At 64.7% G+C, this 20,629-nt stretch carries 21 protein-coding genes; 10 read left to right on the top strand and 11 right to left on the bottom strand.

Annotated features, from left to right (window positions below; translation table 11 throughout):
• Positions 1-8: 8 nt before the first annotated feature.
• Complete coding sequence (gene gorA, locus ACNSTU_RS05250; RefSeq protein ID WP_290634725.1) at positions 9-1,358, bottom strand: glutathione-disulfide reductase; 1,350 nt, start codon at positions 1,356-1,358, stop codon at positions 9-11.
• A gap of 183 nt (positions 1,359-1,541) precedes the next feature.
• On the opposite strand from gorA, the gene prlC reads away from it, so the two are divergent.
• The 3 genes from prlC (at position 1,542) to xth (ending at position 4,998) form a co-directional block, all read left to right on the top strand.
• Positions 1,542-3,584 (top strand): oligopeptidase A, encoded by a 2,043-nt coding sequence (gene prlC / locus ACNSTU_RS05245; RefSeq protein ID WP_290634727.1) that lies wholly within the window; start codon positions 1,542-1,544, stop codon positions 3,582-3,584.
• A gap of 205 nt (positions 3,585-3,789) precedes the next feature.
• Positions 3,790-4,227 (top strand): HIT family protein, encoded by a 438-nt coding sequence (locus tag ACNSTU_RS05240; RefSeq protein WP_290634729.1) that lies wholly within the window; start codon positions 3,790-3,792, stop codon positions 4,225-4,227.
• The gene (gene xth, locus ACNSTU_RS05235; RefSeq protein WP_290634731.1) at positions 4,228-4,998 is read left to right on the top strand and encodes an exodeoxyribonuclease III; all 771 of its coding nucleotides are present in this window, start codon (positions 4,228-4,230) and stop codon (positions 4,996-4,998) included.
• A 108-nt stretch (positions 4,999-5,106) separates the two neighbouring features.
• On the opposite strand, the gene ACNSTU_RS05230 is transcribed toward xth, so the two are convergent.
• Positions 5,107-5,544 (bottom strand): hypothetical protein, encoded by a 438-nt coding sequence (locus ACNSTU_RS05230; protein ID WP_290634733.1) that lies wholly within the window; start codon positions 5,542-5,544, stop codon positions 5,107-5,109.
• A gap of 14 nt (positions 5,545-5,558) precedes the next feature.
• Positions 5,559-5,762: a YgaP family membrane protein gene (locus ACNSTU_RS05225; RefSeq protein WP_290634735.1), complete on the bottom strand. Its 204-nt coding sequence runs from the start codon at positions 5,760-5,762 to the stop codon at positions 5,559-5,561.
• A gap of 172 nt (positions 5,763-5,934) precedes the next feature.
• Here ACNSTU_RS05225 and ACNSTU_RS05220 point away from each other — a divergent pair, with 172 nt between their 5' ends.
• From ACNSTU_RS05220 to ACNSTU_RS05210, 3 genes are all read left to right on the top strand, one after another.
• Complete coding sequence (locus tag ACNSTU_RS05220) at positions 5,935-6,588, top strand: Crp/Fnr family transcriptional regulator (protein WP_290634737.1); 654 nt, start codon at positions 5,935-5,937, stop codon at positions 6,586-6,588.
• 71 nt (positions 6,589-6,659) lie between these two features.
• Positions 6,660-7,721 carry an alpha/beta fold hydrolase gene (locus tag ACNSTU_RS05215; RefSeq protein WP_290634739.1) on the top strand — a complete coding sequence of 354 codons (1,062 nt, stop codon included), beginning with the start codon at positions 6,660-6,662 and terminating at the stop codon, positions 7,719-7,721.
• A gap of 125 nt (positions 7,722-7,846) precedes the next feature.
• Positions 7,847-8,755, top strand: a complete 909-nt coding sequence (locus ACNSTU_RS05210) for an alpha/beta fold hydrolase (RefSeq protein ID WP_290634741.1) — start codon at positions 7,847-7,849, stop codon at positions 8,753-8,755.
• Between the two features lie 168 nt (positions 8,756-8,923).
• Here the strand turns inward: ACNSTU_RS05210 and ACNSTU_RS05205 are convergent, their stop codons facing one another.
• The gene (locus tag ACNSTU_RS05205) at positions 8,924-9,376 is read right to left on the bottom strand and encodes an SRPBCC family protein (RefSeq protein WP_290634743.1); all 453 of its coding nucleotides are present in this window, start codon (positions 9,374-9,376) and stop codon (positions 8,924-8,926) included.
• 203 nt (positions 9,377-9,579) lie between these two features.
• Between ACNSTU_RS05205 and ACNSTU_RS05200 the strand changes: the two genes are divergently transcribed.
• Entirely contained in the window at positions 9,580-10,428 is an 849-nt protein-coding gene (locus ACNSTU_RS05200; RefSeq protein ID WP_290637975.1) for a phytanoyl-CoA dioxygenase family protein, read from the top strand.
• A 99-nt stretch (positions 10,429-10,527) separates the two neighbouring features.
• Here ACNSTU_RS05200 and ACNSTU_RS05195 read toward each other — a convergent pair whose 3' ends face one another.
• The 5 genes from ACNSTU_RS05195 to ACNSTU_RS05175 form a co-directional block, all read right to left on the bottom strand.
• Positions 10,528-10,947: an HPP family protein gene (locus ACNSTU_RS05195; protein WP_290632985.1), complete on the bottom strand. Its 420-nt coding sequence runs from the start codon at positions 10,945-10,947 to the stop codon at positions 10,528-10,530.
• Positions 10,948-11,072: 125 nt separating this feature from the next.
• A complete protein-coding gene (rhuM, locus tag ACNSTU_RS05190) occupies positions 11,073-12,065 on the bottom strand; it encodes a RhuM family protein (RefSeq protein WP_290632987.1) in 993 nt (330 codons plus the stop codon).
• Between the two features lie 302 nt (positions 12,066-12,367).
• On the bottom strand, positions 12,368-12,967 hold the full coding sequence (locus ACNSTU_RS05185; protein WP_290632989.1) for a hypothetical protein: 600 nt from the start codon (positions 12,965-12,967) through the stop codon (positions 12,368-12,370).
• Between the two features lie 228 nt (positions 12,968-13,195).
• The gene (locus ACNSTU_RS05180; RefSeq protein ID WP_418212161.1) at positions 13,196-15,577 is read right to left on the bottom strand and encodes a DNA/RNA helicase domain-containing protein; all 2,382 of its coding nucleotides are present in this window, start codon (positions 15,575-15,577) and stop codon (positions 13,196-13,198) included.
• A complete protein-coding gene (locus tag ACNSTU_RS05175) occupies positions 15,574-15,945 on the bottom strand; it encodes a nucleotide pyrophosphohydrolase (protein ID WP_290632279.1) in 372 nt (123 codons plus the stop codon). The genes ACNSTU_RS05180 and ACNSTU_RS05175 overlap by 4 nt, the downstream gene beginning before the upstream one ends.
• Positions 15,946-16,226: 281 nt before the next feature.
• Between ACNSTU_RS05175 and ACNSTU_RS05170 the strand changes: the two genes are divergently transcribed.
• Positions 16,227-17,363: an aminotransferase class V-fold PLP-dependent enzyme gene (locus tag ACNSTU_RS05170; RefSeq protein ID WP_290632276.1), complete on the top strand. Its 1,137-nt coding sequence runs from the start codon at positions 16,227-16,229 to the stop codon at positions 17,361-17,363.
• Positions 17,364-17,503: 140 nt separating this feature from the next.
• Here ACNSTU_RS05170 and ACNSTU_RS05165 read toward each other — a convergent pair whose 3' ends face one another.
• Positions 17,504-17,821 carry a HigA family addiction module antitoxin gene (locus ACNSTU_RS05165; protein ID WP_290632274.1) on the bottom strand — a complete coding sequence of 106 codons (318 nt, stop codon included), beginning with the start codon at positions 17,819-17,821 and terminating at the stop codon, positions 17,504-17,506.
• Positions 17,821-18,096, bottom strand: a complete 276-nt coding sequence (locus tag ACNSTU_RS05160; protein ID WP_418212197.1) for a type II toxin-antitoxin system RelE/ParE family toxin — start codon at positions 18,094-18,096, stop codon at positions 17,821-17,823. Before ACNSTU_RS05160 ends, ACNSTU_RS05165 begins: the two co-directional genes overlap by 1 nt.
• A 257-nt stretch (positions 18,097-18,353) precedes the next feature.
• Here ACNSTU_RS05160 and ACNSTU_RS05155 point away from each other — a divergent pair, with 257 nt between their 5' ends.
• Together ACNSTU_RS05155 and tnpA are read left to right on the top strand one after the other, a co-directional pair.
• Positions 18,354-19,394: an IS110 family transposase gene (locus ACNSTU_RS05155; protein WP_418212196.1), complete on the top strand. Its 1,041-nt coding sequence runs from the start codon at positions 18,354-18,356 to the stop codon at positions 19,392-19,394.
• A gap of 772 nt (positions 19,395-20,166) precedes the next feature.
• Entirely contained in the window at positions 20,167-20,565 is a 399-nt protein-coding gene (tnpA, locus tag ACNSTU_RS05150) for an IS66-like element accessory protein TnpA (RefSeq protein ID WP_418212160.1), read from the top strand.
• The last annotated feature ends 64 nt before the right edge of the window (positions 20,566-20,629 follow it).

Here is a 20,629-nt window from a genome sequence, read left to right as displayed (position 1 = left end):
GGTCCTCGTCAGGTCATGGTGACCATTTCTTCGGCACTGGTGGGGTGAATGGCCACGGTCTCGTCGAAGTCGCGCTTGGTCGCGCCCATCCGGACGGCCACGGCGAAACCCTGCAGCATCTCGTCGGCGCCGACGCCGATCACGTGGCAACCGACCACGCGCTGCTCCTCACCCACTGTGACCAGCTTCATGCGAGTCCGGGGCTTGTGCTCGGAGAGCGCGTAGTCCATGGCGACGAACGTCGTGCTGAAACAGGTGACCGCGTCACCATGCGCCTTCCGCGCTTCGGCCTCGGTCAGCCCCACCGTGCCGATGGGCGGGTGGCTGAACACCACGGTCGGCACGTTCTCGAAGTCCATGCGCCGGTCGCGCTGCCCTCCGAACAGGCGGTCCGACAGGCGGCGCCCGGTAGCAATGGCAACCGGCGTCAGCGGAATGCGGCCGGTGACATCCCCCAGCGAGTAGATGCCGCTGACGTTGCTCTCCTGCCATTCGTTCACGGGAATCTGCCCGGCGTCGTCCATTGCCACACCCGCGGCATCCAGCCCCAGGTCGTCGGTGTTGGCGTGACGGCCCACGGCCCAGATGACCGTATCCAGCCCGTCCACGCTGCGGCCGTCCTCCGCCGTGAGGGTGAGCGTGCCGTCGGGCCGGCGCTCCACTGCCGCCGGCGTGAACTCGGTGACCAGATTCACACCATGCTGGGGCAGCGCCTCCTGCAACCCCTCCTGAATGAGCGCGTCGAACTCACGCAGTGGCGCATGCCGACGCACCAGCAGTGTGGTTTCCGTGCCGAGCCCGGCGAGCACGCCGGCCAGTTCCACGGCGATGTAGCCGGCTCCCACCACAGCCGCGCGCCGGGGCTGAGTGCCGAGCTCGAAGAAGCCATCGGAGTCGATGCCAAGCTCCGCTCCGGGAACACCCGGCCAGGAGGGGCGGCCACCGGTGGCGATGATGAAGTGATCTGCCGTGTAACGGGTGCCCGCCACTTCCACAGTGCGTTCGTCCACGAACCGGGCATGCCCCTCGATCAGGGTGACGCCGTCCTTGTCCAGGTTACGGCCGTAGATGCCATTGAGGCGTTCGATGTACGCAGCGCGGCGGGCCACGAGGGTCTCCCAGTCGAGCCCTTTCAGATCCACCTCGAAACCAAAGTCGGGCGCACGCTCCACCACCTCGCGCGTGTGGGCGGCATTCCACATGACTTTCTTGGGCACGCAGCCGACATTCACGCAGGTGCCGCCGAGGCGGTCACTCTCGATCACGGCCGCGCGGGCACCGTGGGACGCAGCACGGCGCGCGGCGGCCAGGCCGCCACTCCCGCCGCCGATGGCAATGCAGTCAAAATGTGTGCTCATGGACACTCCCGGACTCAACTCTATGATTTGCGGCACGACCGCCGCTCGCCCCTCGCGCCGACGGCCGCCATGGCGGAAACCATATCACGGCAACCCCCATCGGAACCGTCGCCACCCCTCACACACGAGGGCACTCTCAGGCCATAATGGGCTGTTATACGACACGCTGTGGAGAGATGCTTCATGACCAACCCGCTGCTGGCCAACACCGACCTGCCCGCGTTCTCCGCAATTGAGCCGGAGCACGTGGAGCCGGCCATCGACCACATTCTCGCGGATAACCGCGCGCGGCTGGAGGCGCTGCTCGATCAGGACGGCCCGTTCACCTGGGACAATCTCGTGCAGCCAGTCGAGGCCCTGGACGACACCCTGAGCCGTGCCTGGTCGCCCGTGACCCATCTGCATGGCGTGATGGACAGTGAAGGCCTGCGCGAGGCCTACAACGCCTGCCTGCCGAAACTCTCAGAGTACTCCACCGAGCTCGGCCAGAACGTCAGGCTGTTCCGGGCGTTCCAGCAGATCCGCGAGCGCGACGACTTCCAGGCGCTCTCCGCCGACCAGCAGCGCACCGTGGACAACGCCCTGCGCGACTTCCGCCTGGCGGGTGTCGATCTGCCCGAGGCGAAGAAGACCCGCTACCGCGAGATCGCCAGCCGCCTCTCGGAGCTCGGCGCCCGCTTCCAGGAGAACGTCCTGGACGCGACCAACGCCTGGAGCAAGCAGCTCGACAGCGCCGAGCGCCTGGACGGCCTGCCCGACTCCAACCTCGCCATGCTGGCTCAGGCCGCCGAACAGCAGGGCGAGAGCGGCTACCGCATCGGTCTGGACTTCCCCAGCGTGTTCGCCATTCTCACCCACTGCCGCGACCGGGATCTGCGCCGGGAGGTCTACGAGGCCTTCGGCACCCGCGCCTCGGACCAGGGGCCCCATGCGGGCCAGTGGGACAACAGCGCCATCATGGACGAAATCCTGTCCCTGCGGCACGAAAAGGCGCAGCTTCTGGGCTACGACAACTACGCCGAGCTGTCGCTGGCCACGAAGATGGCGGAGAGCACCGACGCCGTCACCGGCTTTCTCACCGACCTGGCGCAGAAGGCGCGCCCCGTGGCCGAGCGGGAATTCCAGGAGCTGCAGGCCTTCGCCCGGGACGAGCTGGGCCTGGACGACCTGCAGCCGTGGGACGTCACCTTCGCCTCCGAGCAACTGCGGCAGTCCCGCTACGCCATCTCGCAGGAGGATCTGCGCCCCTACTTCCCGGCGCAGCAGGTGATCGACGGCCTGTTCCAGGTGGTGGAGCGGCTCTACGGCGTGCGCATCCAGGAAAACACCCAGGCCGCGGACACCTGGCACCCGGATGTCCAGTTCTTCGAGATCCTCGACAGCGACGGCAGCGTGCGCGGACGGTTCTTCACCGACCTCTACGCCCGCACCGGCAAGCGCAGCGGCGCCTGGATGGCCGAGTGCAAGGTGCGCCGCGACACCGGCGACGGCATCCAGACCGCGGTGGCCTTTCTCACCTGCAATTTCGCCCCGCCCGTGGGCGACCAGCCGGCCCTGCTGACCCACCAGGAAGTGGAGACGCTGTTCCACGAGTTCGGTCACGGCCTGCATCACATGCTCACGCGCGTGGGCGCGGCGTCGGTCTCCGGCATCCACGGGGTGCCCTGGGATGCGGTGGAGCTGCCGAGCCAGTTCATGGAGAACTGGTGCTGGGAGCGGGAGGCGCTGGACCTGTTCGCCGCCCACCACGAGACCGGCGCCCGGATTCCCGACGATCTGTTCGAGCGCATGCGGGCAGCGAAGAACTTCCAGTCGGCCATGGGCATGGTACGGCAGCTGGAGTTCTCCCTGTTCGACTTCCGCCTGCACCTGGAGCACGACCCGGCCACCGGCCCGCGCATACTGGAAACCCTGGAAGCGGTGCGCGACCAGACCGCCGTGGTCCGCCCACCCGAGTGGCACCGCTTCCCGCACGGCTTCATGCACATCTTCGCGGGGGGCTATGCGGCAGGCTACTACAGCTACAAGTGGGCCGAAGTGCTCTCGGCGGACGCCTACTCCCGGTTCGAGGACGAAGGCGTCTTCAGCGAGGCCGCCGGCCGGGACTTCCTGGTGCACATCCTGGAGAAGGGCGGGTCGGAGGACCTGATGGCGCTGTACAAGGCGTTCCGGGGACGGGAGCCGACGGTGGATGCCTTGCTGCGGCACAGTGGGCTGGCGGCTTGAATGATTGTGGCGGGTTGACGGTGGACCTGAAGGTCCACCCTACGCCCGGCACCGTCTCCCGCGCGGGAATCCCGTAGGGTGGACCTTCAGGTCCACCATCCCGGGCACCACACAACCGATAAGATACATGGGTGGATATTCACATCCACAAGGACCGGCGGCGCACACACCCGGATCGAACACATAAGACGACGGAGACCGAGCTATGGCCGACTACCCGACCGACCCGAACTGTATATTCTGCAAGATCGTCGCCGGCGAGATTCCGGCCGCCATCGTCGGGCAAACCGAGCACGTGGTCGCGTTCATGGACGCTTTCCCGTCCTCCCGCGGCCACACGCTGGTCATCCCCAAGGCGCATCACGCCAATCTGCTGGAGATGCCCACCGACCTCCTGCAGACCTTCATCGCGTCGGTGCAGGACGTGGCGCAGGCCATCCAGGCGGCCATCCAGCCCCACGGCATCGCCCTGACGCAGTTCAACGGCGAAGCCGCCGGGCAGACCGTGTTCCACTACCACCAGCACATCATCCCCCGCTGGGAGGGCCAGGACCGGCGCAGCCATGGCAAGGACCAGGCGGACCCGGAGGAGCTCAAGGCCGTGGCCGCCGAGATCCGCGCCAAGCTGGACTGGGAGGGCTGAATGAAACTCGCCTCCTGGAACGTCAACTCCCTGAAGGTGCGCCTGCCTCACGTGCTTCACTGGCTGGAGACCGAACAGCCCGACGTGGTGGGCCTGCAGGAGACCAAGCTCACCGACGACAACTTCCCGGAAGCGGCCATCCGCGAAGCGGGCTACGAGGTGGTCTACGCCGGCCAGAAAACGTACAACGGCGTGGCCCTGCTGGCCAGGGACCCCATCAGCGAGACCGTCACCGACATCCCCGGCGTGGACGACCCGCAGCGCCGTGTCATGGCGGGCACGGTCGGCGATCTGCGCTTCATCAATCTCTACGTACCCAACGGCTCGGAGGTGGGCAGCGAAAAATACGCCTACAAGCTGGACTGGCTGGCCCGCCTGCGGGACTGGATCGCCGACGAAATGGCGCGCCATCCGCGCCTGGCGGTGGTCGGAGATTTCAACATCGCACCCGCTGACGCCGACGTGCACGACCCGGAGGAGTGGCGGGGCAAGATTCTCTTCAGCGAGCCGGAGCACGCCGCGCTGAAGGCGCTCACCGATCTGGGCCTGGAAGACACCTTTCGCCGCTTCCCGCAGGATGAGCAGGTGTTTTCGTGGTGGGACTACCGAATGAACAACTTCCGGCGCAATCGCGGCCTGCGGATTGACCTGGTGCTGGCGAGCCCCGAGCTTGCCGCGCAGTGCACGGCCAGCCGGGTGGACGTGGAGCCACGCCGCTGGGAGCGCCCCTCCGATCACGCGCCGGTAGTGGCCGAGTTCGCCGCGCCGTAACGGCGCCGGGCGCATGGAGCGGGGACCGTAGGGTGGACCTTCAGGTCCACCATCTTGGCTGGACTGGTGGACCTGAAGGTCCACCCTACGGTTCTACGGTTCCCCGGCTCAGTTGGTGAACAACTTGGTGTCCCGCTGCGCCATGGTCCTGGCGATGGCATCCGGGCGGGCAACGGTCACACCCTCGATGAGATCGTCTTCCGTCTTGTCCTGGCCGGGCAGGAAGATGGCACAGACCTGTACCTCAACCCCCGCCTCGATCAGATTGCCAAGCATCTGACGCGGGGAGGCATCGGCGGGCTGTACCACGCCCGACCCCATGTCGGAGCCTTCCAGCGCCAGTTCACCCGCCGAGTCGCAGAGCAGCACCTGGGCGCTGCCGCCCTGTTCCAGATACTGCGCGGTCAGGATCATGGCCATGGCCTGGGTTTCGTTCGAGCCGGAGTTGACCACCGTGAGCAGATGCTCCGGTTCGTCGGCATGTGCGGACTGGCCGATCAGCAGTGCGACCGCCAGCATGAACAGCATGGAAATTCGCCGGATCATTGCATTGCTCCTTCTTAGTTGGGTTGCGAGCGCCGCTTGCAAGTGGACAGGCCCAGCGGGCTGTACGCGGGGCAGAAGCCCATTGCGGCCGTAGCCAGCGGAATCACGCCAACCCAGCCCCAGGCCGTCTGCGGGCCGAAGAATACGAGACTGATCAGGGCGAGCCCGACCACGGCACGAATCCCCCGATCAATGGTTCCCATATTGTGCTTGAACATGACTGCCTCCTTCCGGCATACGGTTGCGACCGCATTCAACATGCGCCCATGCGCAGAGCAAGTCAGTGACTAAGTCACACACCCGTCGGAGGTCCGCCTCCGGCATGACAGGCAGTCAACGACCGTCCAGAATGTTGGGGAGACAACCGACGCCAGCAGTGAGAGATGAGCCATGCAAATCGCGGAACACCCCGCTTTCGCCGGGATGGAGCCGGATCTACTGCAGGACGTGCAGAAACGGGCACGCATTGTCGAACTACCCGCCGGCCAACAGGTCTTCCGCCCGGGCGATCAGTGCCAGGGCCTGCCGCTGGTACTCGAGGGCAGCGTGCGGGTCCAGATGACCGGCAGCTCCGGCCACGAGATCGTCCTCTACCGCATCGGCGACGCAGACGTGTGCACCCTGTCCATCGGCTGTCTGATGGCCGGTCGCGGTTATCGCGCGGAGGCGATCGTGGAGACGCCGACAACCGTTATCGTGCTTCCGAACAGCGTTTTCGATTCCCTGATGGCACGCTCCGCGCCGTTCCGACGGCAGATCATGGTGTCCTACGGCGAGCGGCTGGACTCGCTCATGATGCTCGTGGAGGAAATCGCTTTTCAGCGCATGGATGTGCGGCTGGCCGAGTGGCTTCGCAGCCACGCAAAGGACAGCCCATTGAACATCACGCACCAGACACTGGCGGTGGAGCTGGGTACGGCCAGGGAGGTGGTCAGCCGCCTGCTGAAGGACTTCGAACGCGATGGCTGGATCCGACTCGCGCGGGGCCGGATCGAGATCCACGGCGACGGCACCCCGCCACAGCCGCCCCCCCTGACCGCGTAAAGGCAAGTTGCGCCCGACTGGCCTAGACTAGTCGATAACCCGATGGTGACCGGCCTTAGGGGCCATCGACCATGCGCCAGAAGATCGACATCATCCGCTCGCGGGATGGCGTGCGCCTTGCCTGCGCTCAGTCCGGCGCGGGGCCTCCGCTGGTCCGCGCGGCCACCTGGATGACCCACGCCGAGTACGACTGGCATGGGCCGGTGTGGCGTCACTGGCTACGGTTTCTCTCCAGCCGCCACAGGCTGATCCGCTACGACCAGCGGGGCGTGGGACTGTCCGACCGAAACCCGGGCAATGTCGATTTCGAGGAATGCGTGACCGATCTCGAGAGCGTTGTCGATGCCCTGGAGCTGCGGCGCTTCCCGCTGTTCGGGATGTCCCAGGGGGCGGCGTTGGCCGTGGAGTACACCGCCCGGCACCCCGAGCGGGTCGAGCGGCTGTTGCTCTACGGCGGTTTCCCGCTGGGCTGGCACGAGGCACCCGACGACCTTCGTCGGCTGTGGGCGGCCCTGCAGGAACTGGCCGCGCTGGGTTGGAGCGTGGAGCACTGCGCCTTCCGGGAGATTTATGGCCGCCTCTTCGCCCCGGAGAGCGATGCCAGTCAACGCGAGTGGTTCGCTGACGTGGCACAGAAAACCACCTCCGGTGAGGCTGCAGCCCGAACCATCGACATGCTTGGCAAGGTGAACGTCCTCCGCCGGCTCCGGGAGGTGCGCTGCCCAACCCTGGTCATTCACCCCGAGCGTGACGCAGTGATCCCCGTGGAGGCTGGTCGCACCCTGGCCGACGGCATCCCGGGAGCCGAGCTGGCCATTCTCGACAGCTGCAACCACATCCTGCTGGAACACGAACCGGCGTGGGCGCGCTTCCAGTCCCTGGTGAACGGCTTTCTGCCCGCGGCCGCTGCCGCACCCTGTCCTCTGCCGGACGGCGAGCACCTCACCCGACGGCAGCAGGATGTGCTCGCACTCCTGGCCGAGGGGCTGTCGAATCACGAGATTGCCGAGCGATTGGGCATCGGCGAGAAGACCGTGCGAAACCACGTCAGCATCATCCTCGACAAGCTTGGCGTCCACTCCCGGGCACGCGCCATCGTGCTCGCCCGCCACTCGGACCAGCTCCCGTCCTGACCCGGGGCGAATGTCCCGAATCAACACCCGGGAACCCTGCGTACACGGGACCGCTGCCTCATGTCGCGCGCCCACGGAGCACGCACGCTGGGGCTGTCAGTTCAGACAACGCGGGAGGACACGTCATGAACCGGGCAATCACTGCAATCACCGTCGCAACCGCACTACTTTTCAGCGCGGGGCAGGCGCAGGCCGTGACCACCGTCGCCGGAGCCAACGGCGTCAACCTGGCCGTCTTTGAAACGGGCAACCCGGACGGGCCGCCAGTGGTGTTCGTGCACGGCTTTACCATGAACCACCTGGCCTGGGAGGCGCAGTACAACGGGCCGCTGGCCGAAGAGTACCGCATCATTGCGCTCGATCTCCGCGGCCACGGCGCATCCGACAAGCCGCTCAAGCCCGAGCACTACGGGGACTACTCGATCTGGGCGGACGACATCAACGCTGTCATCCGCGCCAAGGAGCTGGACCAGCCCGTTCTGGTCGGGTGGTCCATGGCGGGGGCGCTGCTCGCGAGCTACCTCGCTGAATACGGGGATGACGACATCAGCGGTGTGGCCTTCACCGGTGCGTTCACCAGCCGCACCACCAGCGAGGGAGAAAGCGTCTTCGAGGAGCAACTGCTGCCTCACATCCAGAACATGGCGGCGCGCGACCCGAGAACCAGTATCGAAGCCACCCGCGCCTTCGTGGGCATGCTGACCGCCAACGAGCTGGACCCGGACGCGTTCAGCACCCTGTTTGCCAGCTCCATGATGGTGCCACCCGAAGTGCGCGGGGCCATCGTGACAATGGAACTGGGAATCCCCGGTGAGGCGCTGGCAGACATCACGGCGCCGATGCTGGTGATCCACGGCACGGACGACGCCATGATCAAACCCGCCGCGGCGGAGCACATCGCTGAGACATTCCCGAACGCCGAGCTGCATCTCTACGAGGGCATCGGCCATACCCCGCAAATGGAGGCACCGGAGAGGTTCAACAGTGACGTGAAGTCATTCCTGCGGGCCGCCTTCGCGGACACACCTCAGTAACACCGATCCGGCTGCCCGGGACGCCCCGGGCGCCGGGCATTTCAAGGTCCGCTTGAATCGACCCCGCTGTAGGGTGGACCTTCAGGTCCACCATCTTGGCTGAACTGGTGGACCTGAAGGTCCGCCCTACGGGTCTCGTACCCGGACATCTCCCCCTTCCTCGTCCAGCTACCCATCGGCACGGGCCTCGACAATGCGTTTGATGTTCACGCCTTCGACGCGCATGTGCTCGCGCACGGCGTCGAGGTCCTTGGCGTTCGCCCGACGGGCCAGAGGCCCCAGCCTGAGATGGATCTCGGCGATGAACTCACACCCGCCGGGCTGCGGCTCCATGCGAAACAGCATGCGTGGCAGGAAGAACCGCATGAGCCAGAACGTGGGCGCGAACTCGATGTACCGCCCCGGGGTAACACGGGTGAACTCGACGCGCTTCTTGAACAGCTTCCCGCGGATGTACTCCTCGAAGTAGAAGACGTTGCCTTCCTGCAAGCCACGACCGGACACCCATTGAAAAACGACATGGTCCGGATGCCACTCCAGGTAGTTGCTCTCCATGTCTTCGAAGAACCCGAAGACGGCCTCCGGCGCCGCCTCAATCTTCACTGAATCTCGCAGAATCACCGTCGATCTCCTTTCGACTGACTCCATGACCATAGCGCCCGGCCGCCCCGCCCGCAAAGAGTCCTTTGCGACCTTCTAGTTCCAATCGATTCCAGCAAGCGCCCGCGGAGGCGAACAAGCCGACGGCGGTTCCGCGACACCGGTGGTTGGCCGTAGGCGGCACAGTAGGGCGCACACCGTTTGAGCACGCGGAGGGATGGCTCATGGCGTCGTTCTTCCTCACATCCGACCCACTCCCCGAACAGGCGCGTAACGAGCGCGTCTACCGAGGCGATCTGATTGTCTTCCGGGGTTCTGCGGCCGTGGCGGACCTCGTGGGTGCACTGCAGGCGATCTGCCGGCAGCACCTGGGTGCCGATCCGGAGTCGGTTCATGAGCGGTTCCCGGAGGCGGCGGTCAACGCCGCGGCTCAGGCGCTACGGGACGAAATCGCCGCCGATGACACGGTGACCGCGATGCTGCGCACGGCACTTCAGGCCGTGGGCGTGCGCATCGACGACACCTACGGCGACGGGCTGGAGCTGCGGGTCCAGAGCGCATCCAGCGGCAGCGGTGGGCGCCTGATCAGCCCGCTGGGCGTGCACCGGGACACCTGGGGGTCGAACATCATGGCGCAGACCAACTGGTGGGCCCCGGTGTGGCCGACCACGCCGGAGCGCACCATCGCCTTCTTCCCGGCCTATTTCGAACGCCCCGTGCCCAACACCAGCGCGGGCTGGGATTTCGGCAAGCTGCTGCGCCGCCTGAAGGCGGATGGGCCAGACACCGACTACCCGCTGCTGCCACTCGCCGCCGAGCCCCCGGGCTGGGAGGAGGCGATGCCCGTGAGCATCGAGCCCGGCGACCTGCTGTGCTTCTCCGGCGCCCACCTGCATGCGTCGGTGCCGAACGCCACGGAGCGGACACGGCTATCATTCGAGCTGCGCACGGCCAACCGGCCGGACGTGCAGGCCGGCCGGGGCGCACCGAACGTGGACGGGACTCCCGTGCGCACCACCTACCAGCTCTTCCGGGGACTGAACCACGGCGAACGGCTGGGCTCCCTGGAGTAACACCACCGGCCGTGGCTGTAGGGTGGACCTTCAGGTCCACCATCTTGGCTGGACTGGTGGACCTGAAGGTCCACCCTACGGGCCCTACGGCCGGCGGGGTTACGGGCCGTCGGCGTCGTCCCCGCGGACGATCTCCACCAGCGCATTCAGGGCGTCGCTGGCGGTGAAGATGCCGAGAAACTGCCCGTCATCATCCGTCACGATGACGCTGCCGACCTTCTGGTCCGACATGGAGTAAGCCACTTTGTCCAGGGGCGTGCTGGCAGCGACCGTGAGCGGGTCCTCCGCCATGATATCCGCGGCGCACACCTGGTGCTTCGCCGACGAGTCCAGCCCCAGCACGACGCGCACGTCCCGGTCGCTGACCACGCCCACCGCCGTATCACCACGCAGCACGGGGAGGTGGCGAATGCCGTGCCTGTCCATCAGCGCACGCAGTTCGTCGATGGTCATGCCCTCGCTCGCCGTCACGGGATCGGGCGTGGTGAACTCCTCAACCGGCATTTTCCTTGACGTCATGTTGGCCTCCTTTAGCCGAAGTCAGGGCACAATTCCAATGCCCCTCCAGTCTACCAAACGGCCATCACCGGGATGGTCGCCTCGCGCCTGAACACAATAACCGCACTCGCCCCGGAAACCGGCACTCACCCCGTGCGTGATTGATCGTCGCCGCCGTTCTCCGCGATCAGGTTCATCACCAGTCGCACCATCAGATCCTTGGCCTTGGGGTCACTCTCGGCGATGAGCAGAGTGAGTGCCGTCAGTCCCTGCTCGTTCAGGGTCAGGCGCATGCCTTCCTGGCGGAGATAGAGCAGGAACAGGAAGGCACCCGAGCGCTTGTTGCCGTCGGAGAAGGGGTGATTCTTGATCACGAAGTAGAACAGATGAGCGGCGCGCTCCTCCCGCGTCCTGTACAGCGCCTCGCCGAACATGCTCTGTTCCAGATTGCCCAGAATCGAGGCCAGTCCGTCGCCCCGGTCCCGGGCGAACAGCTCCGTCGCCTCGCCCCGTTCCCGTAGCTCTCCGGCCAGGGCATCCAGTGCATGGCGCGCTTCATCGAAGGCGAGCACCCCACGAGCGGGCCGGGCACCGGGCGGCACACCCAAGGCGCCTTCGTCGTAGTCCTGTAGCAGGCGCCACGTGCGGGCGTAGCCAAGGATCAGGCCCACCACCTCCTGCCCCACATCCGGAACCGGTTCCTGCCGCCTGAGCGTCTCGCCAAGCAGCTCCACAGCCTGCTCAAGCTCGGCGAGTCCCCGCTGAGCCAGGCGATGCTCGCTGACGCTGTAGCCCTGGGTGAGGTGTTCGCGCAGAACGCGGGTGGCCCACTGGCGGAAGCGGGTGGCTCGCAGCGAGCTGACTCGGTAGCCCACGGCGATCACAGCGTCCAGATCGTAGTGCTTCAGCCGCCGCCTGACTTGGCGCTGACCCTCCCGGCGAACTACCGAGAATTCCTCGGTCGTTGTCGATTCACTCAGTTCCCCATCGGCATAGATATTCTTCAGGTGCAGGCCGATGTTGTCCGTGGAAGTGTCAAAAAGCTCGCCCATCTGGCTCTGGGTCGCCCAAAGGGTCTCGCCTTCCAGCCGTACTTCAACAGGACACGTTTCATCCTCGAAAATAACGATCTCACCCATGCCGTCTCTTCGCTGTAGGGCCCCCAAAGTCCAGCACATTTGTACAGATTCCCGGTATGTCCGCCAATGGCTGCCAATACGCGCTACCCACAGCATCAGTGACCAGCCCCCTGATGACTAAGCTCCATGCCGATATGGTCCGTCAAGGGGCTAACAATCTCAGTGGGCTGCCATCTCAAAATCTGTACGCATTCCAAGCGCGGCTGCTCGAGTGCAAGCAACATACTGGGATGAGCGCTCGGAGGTAGCCCGACGAGCTATCTTGGCAAGTTCACGACGGATGTATCCGTGAGTTCCAATTGCTACTTCCTTCTCTCAATTGATTCCAGCAAACGCCCGAACGTGCCCTCGTCCAGCTTCCTCGTGGAGAGATGCATGAACCCATGATCATCGTCTTCGTTAGCGATAATCGCAACACGCGCGCCACCTTCCTGAATACCCGCAAAAATGGTCGCTTTGCCGCGCGTGAGGAACTTCAGTTCCTGCGCACAGAGCCCGCTTGCGTATTCCCGGGCAAACTCGCCTGCCTCGTGTGACGGCAACTCGTCGTCTGGAGTCTTGAATGCCCACTCCAGAAACTGGGAAACCGTGGTATCGCCGATGGCTGGATCCAGTTCAGAGCGCGTGACCTCCCGGAACGCAATGCGCGCTTCGCCCTCGTAGTCAAGGATCATCACGACATTGTTATGGACCAGCCGGGACGGCGCATCCGGCACGGAAACACTCAATTGCGGATTGACGCGGAGCTCGATGCCCTCTAGAGGCTCCGAGCTCCCCAGGCCGTCGACAGGCTTAGCGGTCGCGTCACACGCATTACCGGACACGCCGGCAGGAAACGCGGATGCGACGAAGAAGACGAGGAAAAACGAGATGCCACGAATAGCCAGAATGCGTCCATGCATTGGTCTGATCCTCCCTGAATAGCCAATAAACTAGCAAGGTGCACCGAGGCAGGCAATGCATCAAGAAGGGAGTTCAGGGCCTTGGCTCGGCATGATGCGTAGGGTGGACCTTTAGGTCCACCATCCATGCTTCCATAAGACGCCGGGGCCTGCAGAGAGTTTGATGGTGGACCTGAAGGTCCACCCTACGGGTATACGGGCGTGGGCTGCGGCGAACTTATGTTGGATTTACAGCGTGGTCACCAGTTCCCCGATGACTCGCAGCTCGGTGGCGACATCTTCAGTCAGCTCGATGTCCTGGTAGCCGAAAAGACGACTCTCCGGCTTCAACACGATTCGGGTGTGGTACCACTCGCCATCGTCACCCGCCGCCTTCTCGCTGCGGTAGCGCTTCAGGGTGTAGCGTTCGCCGGTGTCATCGTCCTGGATGTCTCGATGTGACACCAGCACGATCTTGCCGTCGCGCGTGCCGCCGGGGTTGGCGCGGAACACGCACCAGGAGCCATTGGGAATGCGTTTGTTCATGGATTCGCCCACCACCCGGGTCACGACATACCCGGGTTGTGGTTTCAGCCACTCCGGCCGCTGCATCCAGTCGCAGTCCTCCACCGACTGGGCATCACTGAACTCGCCGGCGGCCACGGCCAGGTCGTACACCGGCAGGGCATTTTCATAAGGCTCGACGTCCTCGGGCGACAACAGAGGATACGGAAGGTCGTCATAGTCTGCCGACCGCATCACCGGGTTGGCGGACGGCGTTTCGATCTGTTGCCGGAGCCACGCATTGGTTTCCGGATCCGTGCAGAACACGAAGCACCCTTTCATGCCCCGGGTCAGCAGCGTGCGGTAGGTATTCTTGATGATGGCGTCGGCCTGCTGCCGGGCTGTCTCGGGATCGTCCTTGTAGAGCTTGCGGATACCCCGGACTGAGCGATCCATAGACGACCGCTCGCGGCCGTCGGTGTGGATTTCGCCATCGCGCACTACCAGGTCCGGCCCGATGATCACTCCCACGTAATCCAGTTCCAGCCCCTGGATAGTGTGAATACAGCCGATCTGCTCCACGGAGTGCTCGGCCAGAGCCCACAGGCTGCCGTCTTTCGTCAGGTTCCACTGAGCGGCGAAATCGTGTTCCGGCAGTTCGATGTCCATGGCGGCCGGGTCCTTCTTGCTGTTCCAGTCCCAGCAGTACCCGGCCACCATGCGGGCGCGGTTGTTCGCGTTGTGAGCCAGCACCGCCTGGCGTAGCGCGTGGGGAGAATCCATCACCCGGATGTCGTAATCCACAGACTCAATCGCGTCATTGGCCGTCTCCCGAATCTGCAGCAGATGGTCCACGAACGCGAGATAGCCGTCCGACCCGCCGCAGCGAAACTGCGAGGCGAGTTGCAGCTCCGTTACCTCGGCGCCCAGATGCTCGGCCCAGTGGCGTATCTCCGCCCGCGTGCCGACATCTTTCAAGGTCACCCGCTGCGCCTCATCCACGAAGAACACGGACAACCGGCCCGCCTGCATGATCTCCTTGACCTGATGCTCGCCCAGGTTGCCATACAGGCCGCTCTTCTCGTTGAGCCGGTGCGCCTCGTCCACGAGCAGGGCATCGAACGCATCGGTTTCGCTATCCACGAACGCGCCGGACCCGCGAAACAGGTTGCTGATCCGGCTCTTCCTGAAGGAGCCGGTCAACTGCGCCTCGTAGACCGCCCGCGGCGCGGCATTGCGCGAGACATACTGGGTGACGAGTTCGCGATCGGTCAGGCGGGCCAGCAGGTTGACGGCCAGCACCGACTTGCCCGTGCCCGGCCCACCCTCGATGATCAGCACCTGCCGCTGTCCTTGCTGGGCGCGATGCGCCAGCTCCAGAGCCTTCTCGAAGGCCACCTTCTGGTCGTCAATCATTACGAACGCATCGTTGCCCTGAAGCATGGACAACACTGCGTCAGCCAGGCTGCGCGAGGGGCGAATGCGGCCGTTTTCGATTCGGTAGAGGATGTCCCGGCGGTCGCCGTAGCGCACATGGCGCTTGAGAAACCCGGCCAGGCGCTCGGCGTCGCGGGAGATGAATACCGGCGCGCGGGAGGTATGGGGCGCGTACACCGGATCGTTCACGGCGCCGTCATCGTCGAGATTGTGCAGGTAGACACAGGGCACGAGGCGAATCGACTCAGTGCGGACCGTTTCGTTGTAGTCCTCGATCAGGGCAGCGTACGTCCACGCCTGATAGGACGGATGGCTCGTCTCGCGCCAGCGTCCGCCGAGCGGCGTGCTGATGATGCCGTCCCGCTCCAGAGCCTCGGCCTGCTGCCACTGCTTGAGCTCGACGATGACGGCGGTCTCCTCGCGCGCCTCGCTCTCCCCGGTCAAGATGAAATCAATGCGTTTGCTGGTGAGCGGAATGTGGTACTCCAAAGACACGCCCGCGTCGGCCGGAATCTCCGGGTCGTGGAGCAGGTTCGACATGAACTGCAGGGAGTTGCGCCAGGCATCCACCTCGCCCACCGCCACCGAGCGCGACAGCCGACGCCGGAACTCCAGCAGGATCTTTTCGTGAATCCGGTTGCGGCGCACATCCTCGATGAAGGTGGCCTTGGTGGCGGTATAGACAATCACGAGTCGGCGTCTTTGTTGCCCTGATAGGCCGAGTACTTCCGTGCCGAACCCCGCACCAGATCAGCCGGGTAGCGCTGCTCGTTGATCGCCATCTTCTCTTCCACCGCACTCGGAATATCCACGCTGAGCTTGTCGGCCAGCCGCAGCAGGTAGATCTGCACATCCGCGATCTCATGGGCCGCCGCCTGCCGTTGCTCGGGCGTTAGCTCATACGACCGTGCCTCGGTCAGCCACTGGAAAAGATCCAGCAGCTCGGACACCTCACCGCCGAGTGCCATGGTGAGGTTCTTGGGCGAATGAAACGCGTCCCAGTCGCGGATCTCGGCGAACGCGCGAACCCTATCGCGGAGGTACTGGAATTCAGACATCTGGGCTCCTACCAAGCCACGGCCCGACCGCAAATTGACCCTGTTCACCCTAAAGGGGCGCGGGGTGATTGACACCATTCTGGACTGCCCGCCGGAAGCGGTCGATACATGCGTGGGCGTGACCACCTCCTCGTGATGCTGATTCCCGCCCGGGACATTCCGGTGCCCGGATCCAGCCTCTACGACCACTACTCGGACCGGCGGCCTCTTAAGCACTTGCCGAACAACGCCGAATCGGCGTACACCTGTCCCTGTCGGCAACAACCACGCTGGAGGCTCGCATGTCCGCGCAGGCACCGGGGCAGGAACCGCGCCAACTCCTGGAATACTCGGTGGTGTTCACCGATCGCTCCATGAACCACATGTCCGCCGCGTTCCAGGGCGTGATGCGTGATCTGTCGGCCGGGCTGCGGCGCGTCTACGGAGCCGAGGCGGCCGTCGTGGTCCCCGGAGGCGGCACCTGGGCCATGGAGGCGGTGGCGCGCCAGTTCGCCACCGGCCAGCGCTGCCTGGTGATCCGCAACGGCTGGTTCAGCTATCGCTGGACGCAGATCCTCGACACCGGCGGCATCGCCTCCGCCGCCACCGTACTCAAAGCGCAGCCCACGACCGCACAGCACCCCGCCGCATACGCTCCGCCGCCGGTGGAGGAGGCAGTAGCAGCCATCCGCGCCGAGCAGCCCGCCGTGGTCTTCGCGCCCCACGTGGAGACGTCCTCCGGCATTCTTCTGCCGGACGACTACGTGCGAGCCCTCGCTGACGCGGCACACGAAGTCGGCGGCCTGTTCGTCCTCGACTGCATCGCCTCCGGCGCGCTGTGGGTGGACATGCGCGCACTGGGCGTCGACGTGCTCATCAGCGCACCACAGAAGGGCTGGAGCGCGTCGCCCTGCGCCGGGCTGGTGATGCTGAGCGCCGCAGCGGAGGAGCGCCTGGCGCAGACCACCAGCACGAGTTTTGCGCTGGACCTCAGCAAGTGGCGCGCCATCATGCGCTCCTATGAAGACGGCGGCCACGCCTATCACGCCACCATGCCCACGGACAGCCTGGCCCGCTTCCGCGACACCCTGCGGGAGACCGAGGCCGCCGGCCTGGAAACCCTGCGGGAACGGCAGATCGAGCTGGGCAAACGCGTTCGCGGGCTGCTCTCGGAACACGGCTTTGCCAGCGTCGCCGCCGAGGGATTCCAGGCGCCGGGTGTCGTCGTCTGCCACACCGACAACCCCGCCCTGCACAACGGCCGCGCCTTCGCGGACCAAGGCCTGCAGACGGCAGCCGGCGTGCCACTCATGTGCGACGAACCGGAGGACTTCCGCACGTTCCGGATCGGCCTGTTCGGGCTGGACAAACTCCAGCACGTGGACCGGACGGTGGCCCGGTTGGAGGAGGCGTTGGCGGCGATTGCCGGGCGGGAGTGAGGCAGCCCCGCAGGTCATCGGAGGAGCCGGAAATGCCGGTCGCACGTGTCTTGCGCCACCTGGATTGGATCTCTGTTCCGCTGCGCCGGGGGACGTTCGGTAGTAACCACAGAACAGCCGCATAACGTCAGGTTGGTGCGTTAGCGTGTCGACTGCGTTCCGTTGTTGGGCTCATCGAACTGCAGGGATTCTACTCCCTCCAGGTCCACGCTCCTCCGAGCGCACCAAAGATCATAATGATCCTGCATCGCCAGCCAGCTCTCCGGAGAGCGACCAAGCGTCTTCGAAAGACGCAATGCCATCTCTGGGCTCACGGCGCTCCGCCCCTGAAGGAGGCGCGCCACGGTAGACGGCGAGACCTTGAGCTTAGCGGCAAGATACCGGGCTCTCAGCTCGAAGGGCTCAAGGTAGACCTCGCGGATAAATTCACCCGGATGGGGAGGGTTGTGCATAGTCATCAGGCGTAGTCCTCGTAATCTAGAACGTAGGCGTTTCCGTCGCGGAACTCGAAGGTCAAACGCCAGTTGCCGTTGACCCAGATCGACCACCGGCCCCGGTCGCCTCCCTTGAGCGGATGCAGCCGAAACCCCGGGATTTTCATATCGTCGATGCTGGCTGCGGTATCAAGTGCGGCAAGCCGCATCCTAAGCCGCGACGCATGCTGCGGCTGGATACCAGCGACGCTCCCCGACTCGTTGAACCGCCGAAGCCCCTCGTGGCGGAATGATTTGATCAGGTCGGAACTGTACCACGTTGCGCATCACGCAACATTTATCCAACACTTCAATCATGGCGCCGGATTGTCCGCAGTGCCGGGGAAGTCCACGGGCCGCATGAACGTGTCCAATTTGGCCGGGCAAGGTCATAGCGGTTTCGCGTCGGCTGCAGTGATGGGATGGACTCCTCCCGCCCTCTTATTCGGCATCCCGGTGCCATGCTGGAAGTGTCGCTTGCAGCAATGAAGAACAGGAGGAGCCCATGTCCACCAGTATGACCATCGCCGTTGATCTGGCAAAAACGGTCTTCGAGATCGCCGTCTCCGACGGCAACGGAAAGATCATCGAGCGCCAGCGTCTGAGCCGCTCCCAGTTCCAGTGCTTCTTTCAGAACCGGGAGGTCGCCACCGTGGTCATGGAAGCCTGCGGCACGGCCCACTTCTGGGGGCGCAAACTCGCCCGTCAGGGGTTCACCGTTCGTTTGCTGCCCGCGCAGTACGTCCGCCCCTACCGACGTCGCAACAAGACCGACCGCGCCGATGCCGAGGCGCTGCTCGAAGCCGCCCGCTGTGGCGAGATTCTGGATGTGGCGGTAAAAACCGAGCACCAGCAAGCCATTCAGGGACTCCATCGCATCCGCTCCCAATGGATGGCCGCTCGCACGGCGCGGATTAACGCCTTGCGTGCCCTGTTGCGGGAACAGGGGATTGAGTTGCCACGTGGCGCCGGCAATGCGGTCAAGGCCGCGCCTCAGGCCATTGACGACGAGCGCGTCCCCTACGCGCTGCGCATCGCCCTGCTTGACGTGGTTGGCGATATCCTCAGCCTGGAGGCACGAATCGAACGAACTGAGCAGCAATTGGACGCATTCGCCCGATCGAACTCCGCGGCTCAGACGCTGATGGCCATTCCTGGCGTCGGCCTGCTCAGCGCCACCGCCCTGGTGGCGGCAGTCGGCTCGCCGCATCAGTTCTCGAACGGTCGCCATCTCGCCGCCTGGCTCGGCCTGACCCCTCGGGAGAACAGCTCCGGCATGCGACGACGACTGGGGCGCATCTCGAAGCGGGGCGATCCCTATCTGCGAACCCTGCTCACCCACGGTGCTCGCGCCGTCCTCAGTCGCGCCAAACAACTCGCCGCCCAAGGCAAACCACTGAACCACCTCCAGGCCTGGGCGCTCGCGCTGGAACAACGCACCAACCACAACAAGGCGACCTGTGCGCTCGCCAACAAGCTGGCCCGTATCTGCTGGGCCGTCTGGATCCACCAACGCCCGTTCAACGGGAACTACCAGCCACACGCCGTGGCTGCCTGAACCAGGCATTTGGTCACACCACGGATTGCGCAGAGACACGACGATCATGGCAAACGAGGTCGGCCCCACACTGGATAAAGCCGGTAACAATGACGGCTCCTCGAAGCCGTTGGCAGCGATTGGCTCCCGGTGTGCGGATTCCATGAAGGCCAGGAGCTCAAGACTCCGCCAAAAGGCCGAATATACGACCGCAACCGACTCTCTACGTGCCTCGATCACAACCTCCGTCTCTGCCTACTTGCGGGAGGAGTCCATATACGCATTGTTGGGCGCGCCTAGCGATACCCCACGGCTGGGCATATAGCGTCCAATATACGCTTCGCCAGTGTTTGCAGCGGCCCAAATATTGGCAATTGCTTCGCTCCAGTGCATATATATCGAAGTTCGGTTGATGAATGTAATTGACTAATAAGGCTAAAGAGATCTAGCTCCTCTTCGGAAAGTTCGACATATTCCGCCAATCCATGCTTGTTCGCCTCAGACAAGCACGCTTCAAGATCGTGTCCCAGTCGGACAATCCCCTTGAGGCTTACGCCTTTCCAGCGCAGAAATGCCTTTAGGGCGAGCTCGATCGCCTGGGCCACTAAGTGCATCACCGGCGCCGGAGCTACGTGCTCGTACCCGGGCCGTGATCCCACCACTTCATCGGCCGCAACGGCCGAGTCGTAGTAAGCGTCCGGTGAGCACCGTCTTCCTGTCGTATCGGTGATTGCCGATGATCGCGTCTCCATGGGTGAAGTGGGCACCGGGTAGGTGTCCACCTGGAGGCGAAGTGGACATCAACGAAGAACATCCCCCGGCTGTTGGCGTCGACAGGCGCCGGCGTTTCACGCTCGGCTACAAACGGCGGGTGGTCGAGGAGACGCTGACCGAGGGCGCCTCGGTCTCGGTGGTCGCCCGCCGCCACGACGTCAACGCCAACCAGCTCTTCAGGTGGCGCAAGCTCTATCGTGAAGGTCTGCTGCAGGAGACCACGGGCACGAGCGCGGCGGCACTTGTGCCCATCCACGTGGCCGACACGCCTGTCGCTGCGGCTACCGAGCCGAAGCGTTCCCCAACGTCAGGTAATGGGGAGCTGGAGATCACCTTGAGCGGCGGCCATCGGGTAGTTGTGCGCGGCGACGCCGACGGTGCGGCGCTGCGCGTGGTCCTGGAGGTCCTGAGCCGATGATGGCGCCCCCGACCGGCACGCGCATCTACCTGGTCGCCGGTGTCACGGACATGCGCAAGGGCTT

It is taken from the genome of Aquisalimonas sp. APHAB1-3 (genome assembly GCF_048323695.1).
Taxonomy (GTDB): Bacteria; Pseudomonadota; Gammaproteobacteria; order Nitrococcales; family Aquisalimonadaceae; genus Aquisalimonas.
The sequence above is the reverse complement of the archived record's forward strand: the minus strand, read 5'-3'. Positions and strand labels throughout refer to the sequence as shown.

What these genes read in the sequence shown, in the direction of transcription:
- gorA (WP_290634725.1), bottom strand. Translation starts at nt 1,358, where the DNA reads ATGAGCACACATTTTGACTGCATTGCCATCGGCGGCGGGAGTGGCGGC.
- prlC (WP_290634727.1), top strand. Translation starts at nt 1,542, where the DNA reads ATGACCAACCCGCTGCTGGCCAACACCGACCTGCCCGCGTTCTCCGCA.
- ACNSTU_RS05240 (WP_290634729.1), top strand. Translation starts at nt 3,790, where the DNA reads ATGGCCGACTACCCGACCGACCCGAACTGTATATTCTGCAAGATCGTC.
- xth (WP_290634731.1), top strand. Translation starts at nt 4,228, where the DNA reads ATGAAACTCGCCTCCTGGAACGTCAACTCCCTGAAGGTGCGCCTGCCT.
- ACNSTU_RS05230 (WP_290634733.1), bottom strand. Translation starts at nt 5,544, where the DNA reads ATGATCCGGCGAATTTCCATGCTGTTCATGCTGGCGGTCGCACTGCTG.
- ACNSTU_RS05225 (WP_290634735.1), bottom strand. Translation starts at nt 5,762, where the DNA reads ATGTTCAAGCACAATATGGGAACCATTGATCGGGGGATTCGTGCCGTG.
- ACNSTU_RS05220 (WP_290634737.1), top strand. Translation starts at nt 5,935, where the DNA reads ATGCAAATCGCGGAACACCCCGCTTTCGCCGGGATGGAGCCGGATCTA.
- ACNSTU_RS05215 (WP_290634739.1), top strand. Translation starts at nt 6,660, where the DNA reads ATGCGCCAGAAGATCGACATCATCCGCTCGCGGGATGGCGTGCGCCTT.
- ACNSTU_RS05210 (WP_290634741.1), top strand. Translation starts at nt 7,847, where the DNA reads ATGAACCGGGCAATCACTGCAATCACCGTCGCAACCGCACTACTTTTC.
- ACNSTU_RS05200 (WP_290637975.1), top strand. Translation starts at nt 9,580, where the DNA reads ATGGCGTCGTTCTTCCTCACATCCGACCCACTCCCCGAACAGGCGCGT.
- ACNSTU_RS05195 (WP_290632985.1), bottom strand. Translation starts at nt 10,947, where the DNA reads ATGACGTCAAGGAAAATGCCGGTTGAGGAGTTCACCACGCCCGATCCC.
- rhuM (WP_290632987.1), bottom strand. Translation starts at nt 12,065, where the DNA reads ATGGGTGAGATCGTTATTTTCGAGGATGAAACGTGTCCTGTTGAAGTA.
- ACNSTU_RS05185 (WP_290632989.1), bottom strand. Translation starts at nt 12,967, where the DNA reads ATGCATGGACGCATTCTGGCTATTCGTGGCATCTCGTTTTTCCTCGTC.
- ACNSTU_RS05175 (WP_290632279.1), bottom strand. Translation starts at nt 15,945, where the DNA reads ATGTCTGAATTCCAGTACCTCCGCGATAGGGTTCGCGCGTTCGCCGAG.
- ACNSTU_RS05170 (WP_290632276.1), top strand. Translation starts at nt 16,227, where the DNA reads ATGTCCGCGCAGGCACCGGGGCAGGAACCGCGCCAACTCCTGGAATAC.
- ACNSTU_RS05165 (WP_290632274.1), bottom strand. Translation starts at nt 17,821, where the DNA reads ATGACTATGCACAACCCTCCCCATCCGGGTGAATTTATCCGCGAGGTC.
- ACNSTU_RS05155 (WP_418212196.1), top strand. Translation starts at nt 18,354, where the DNA reads ATGACCATCGCCGTTGATCTGGCAAAAACGGTCTTCGAGATCGCCGTC.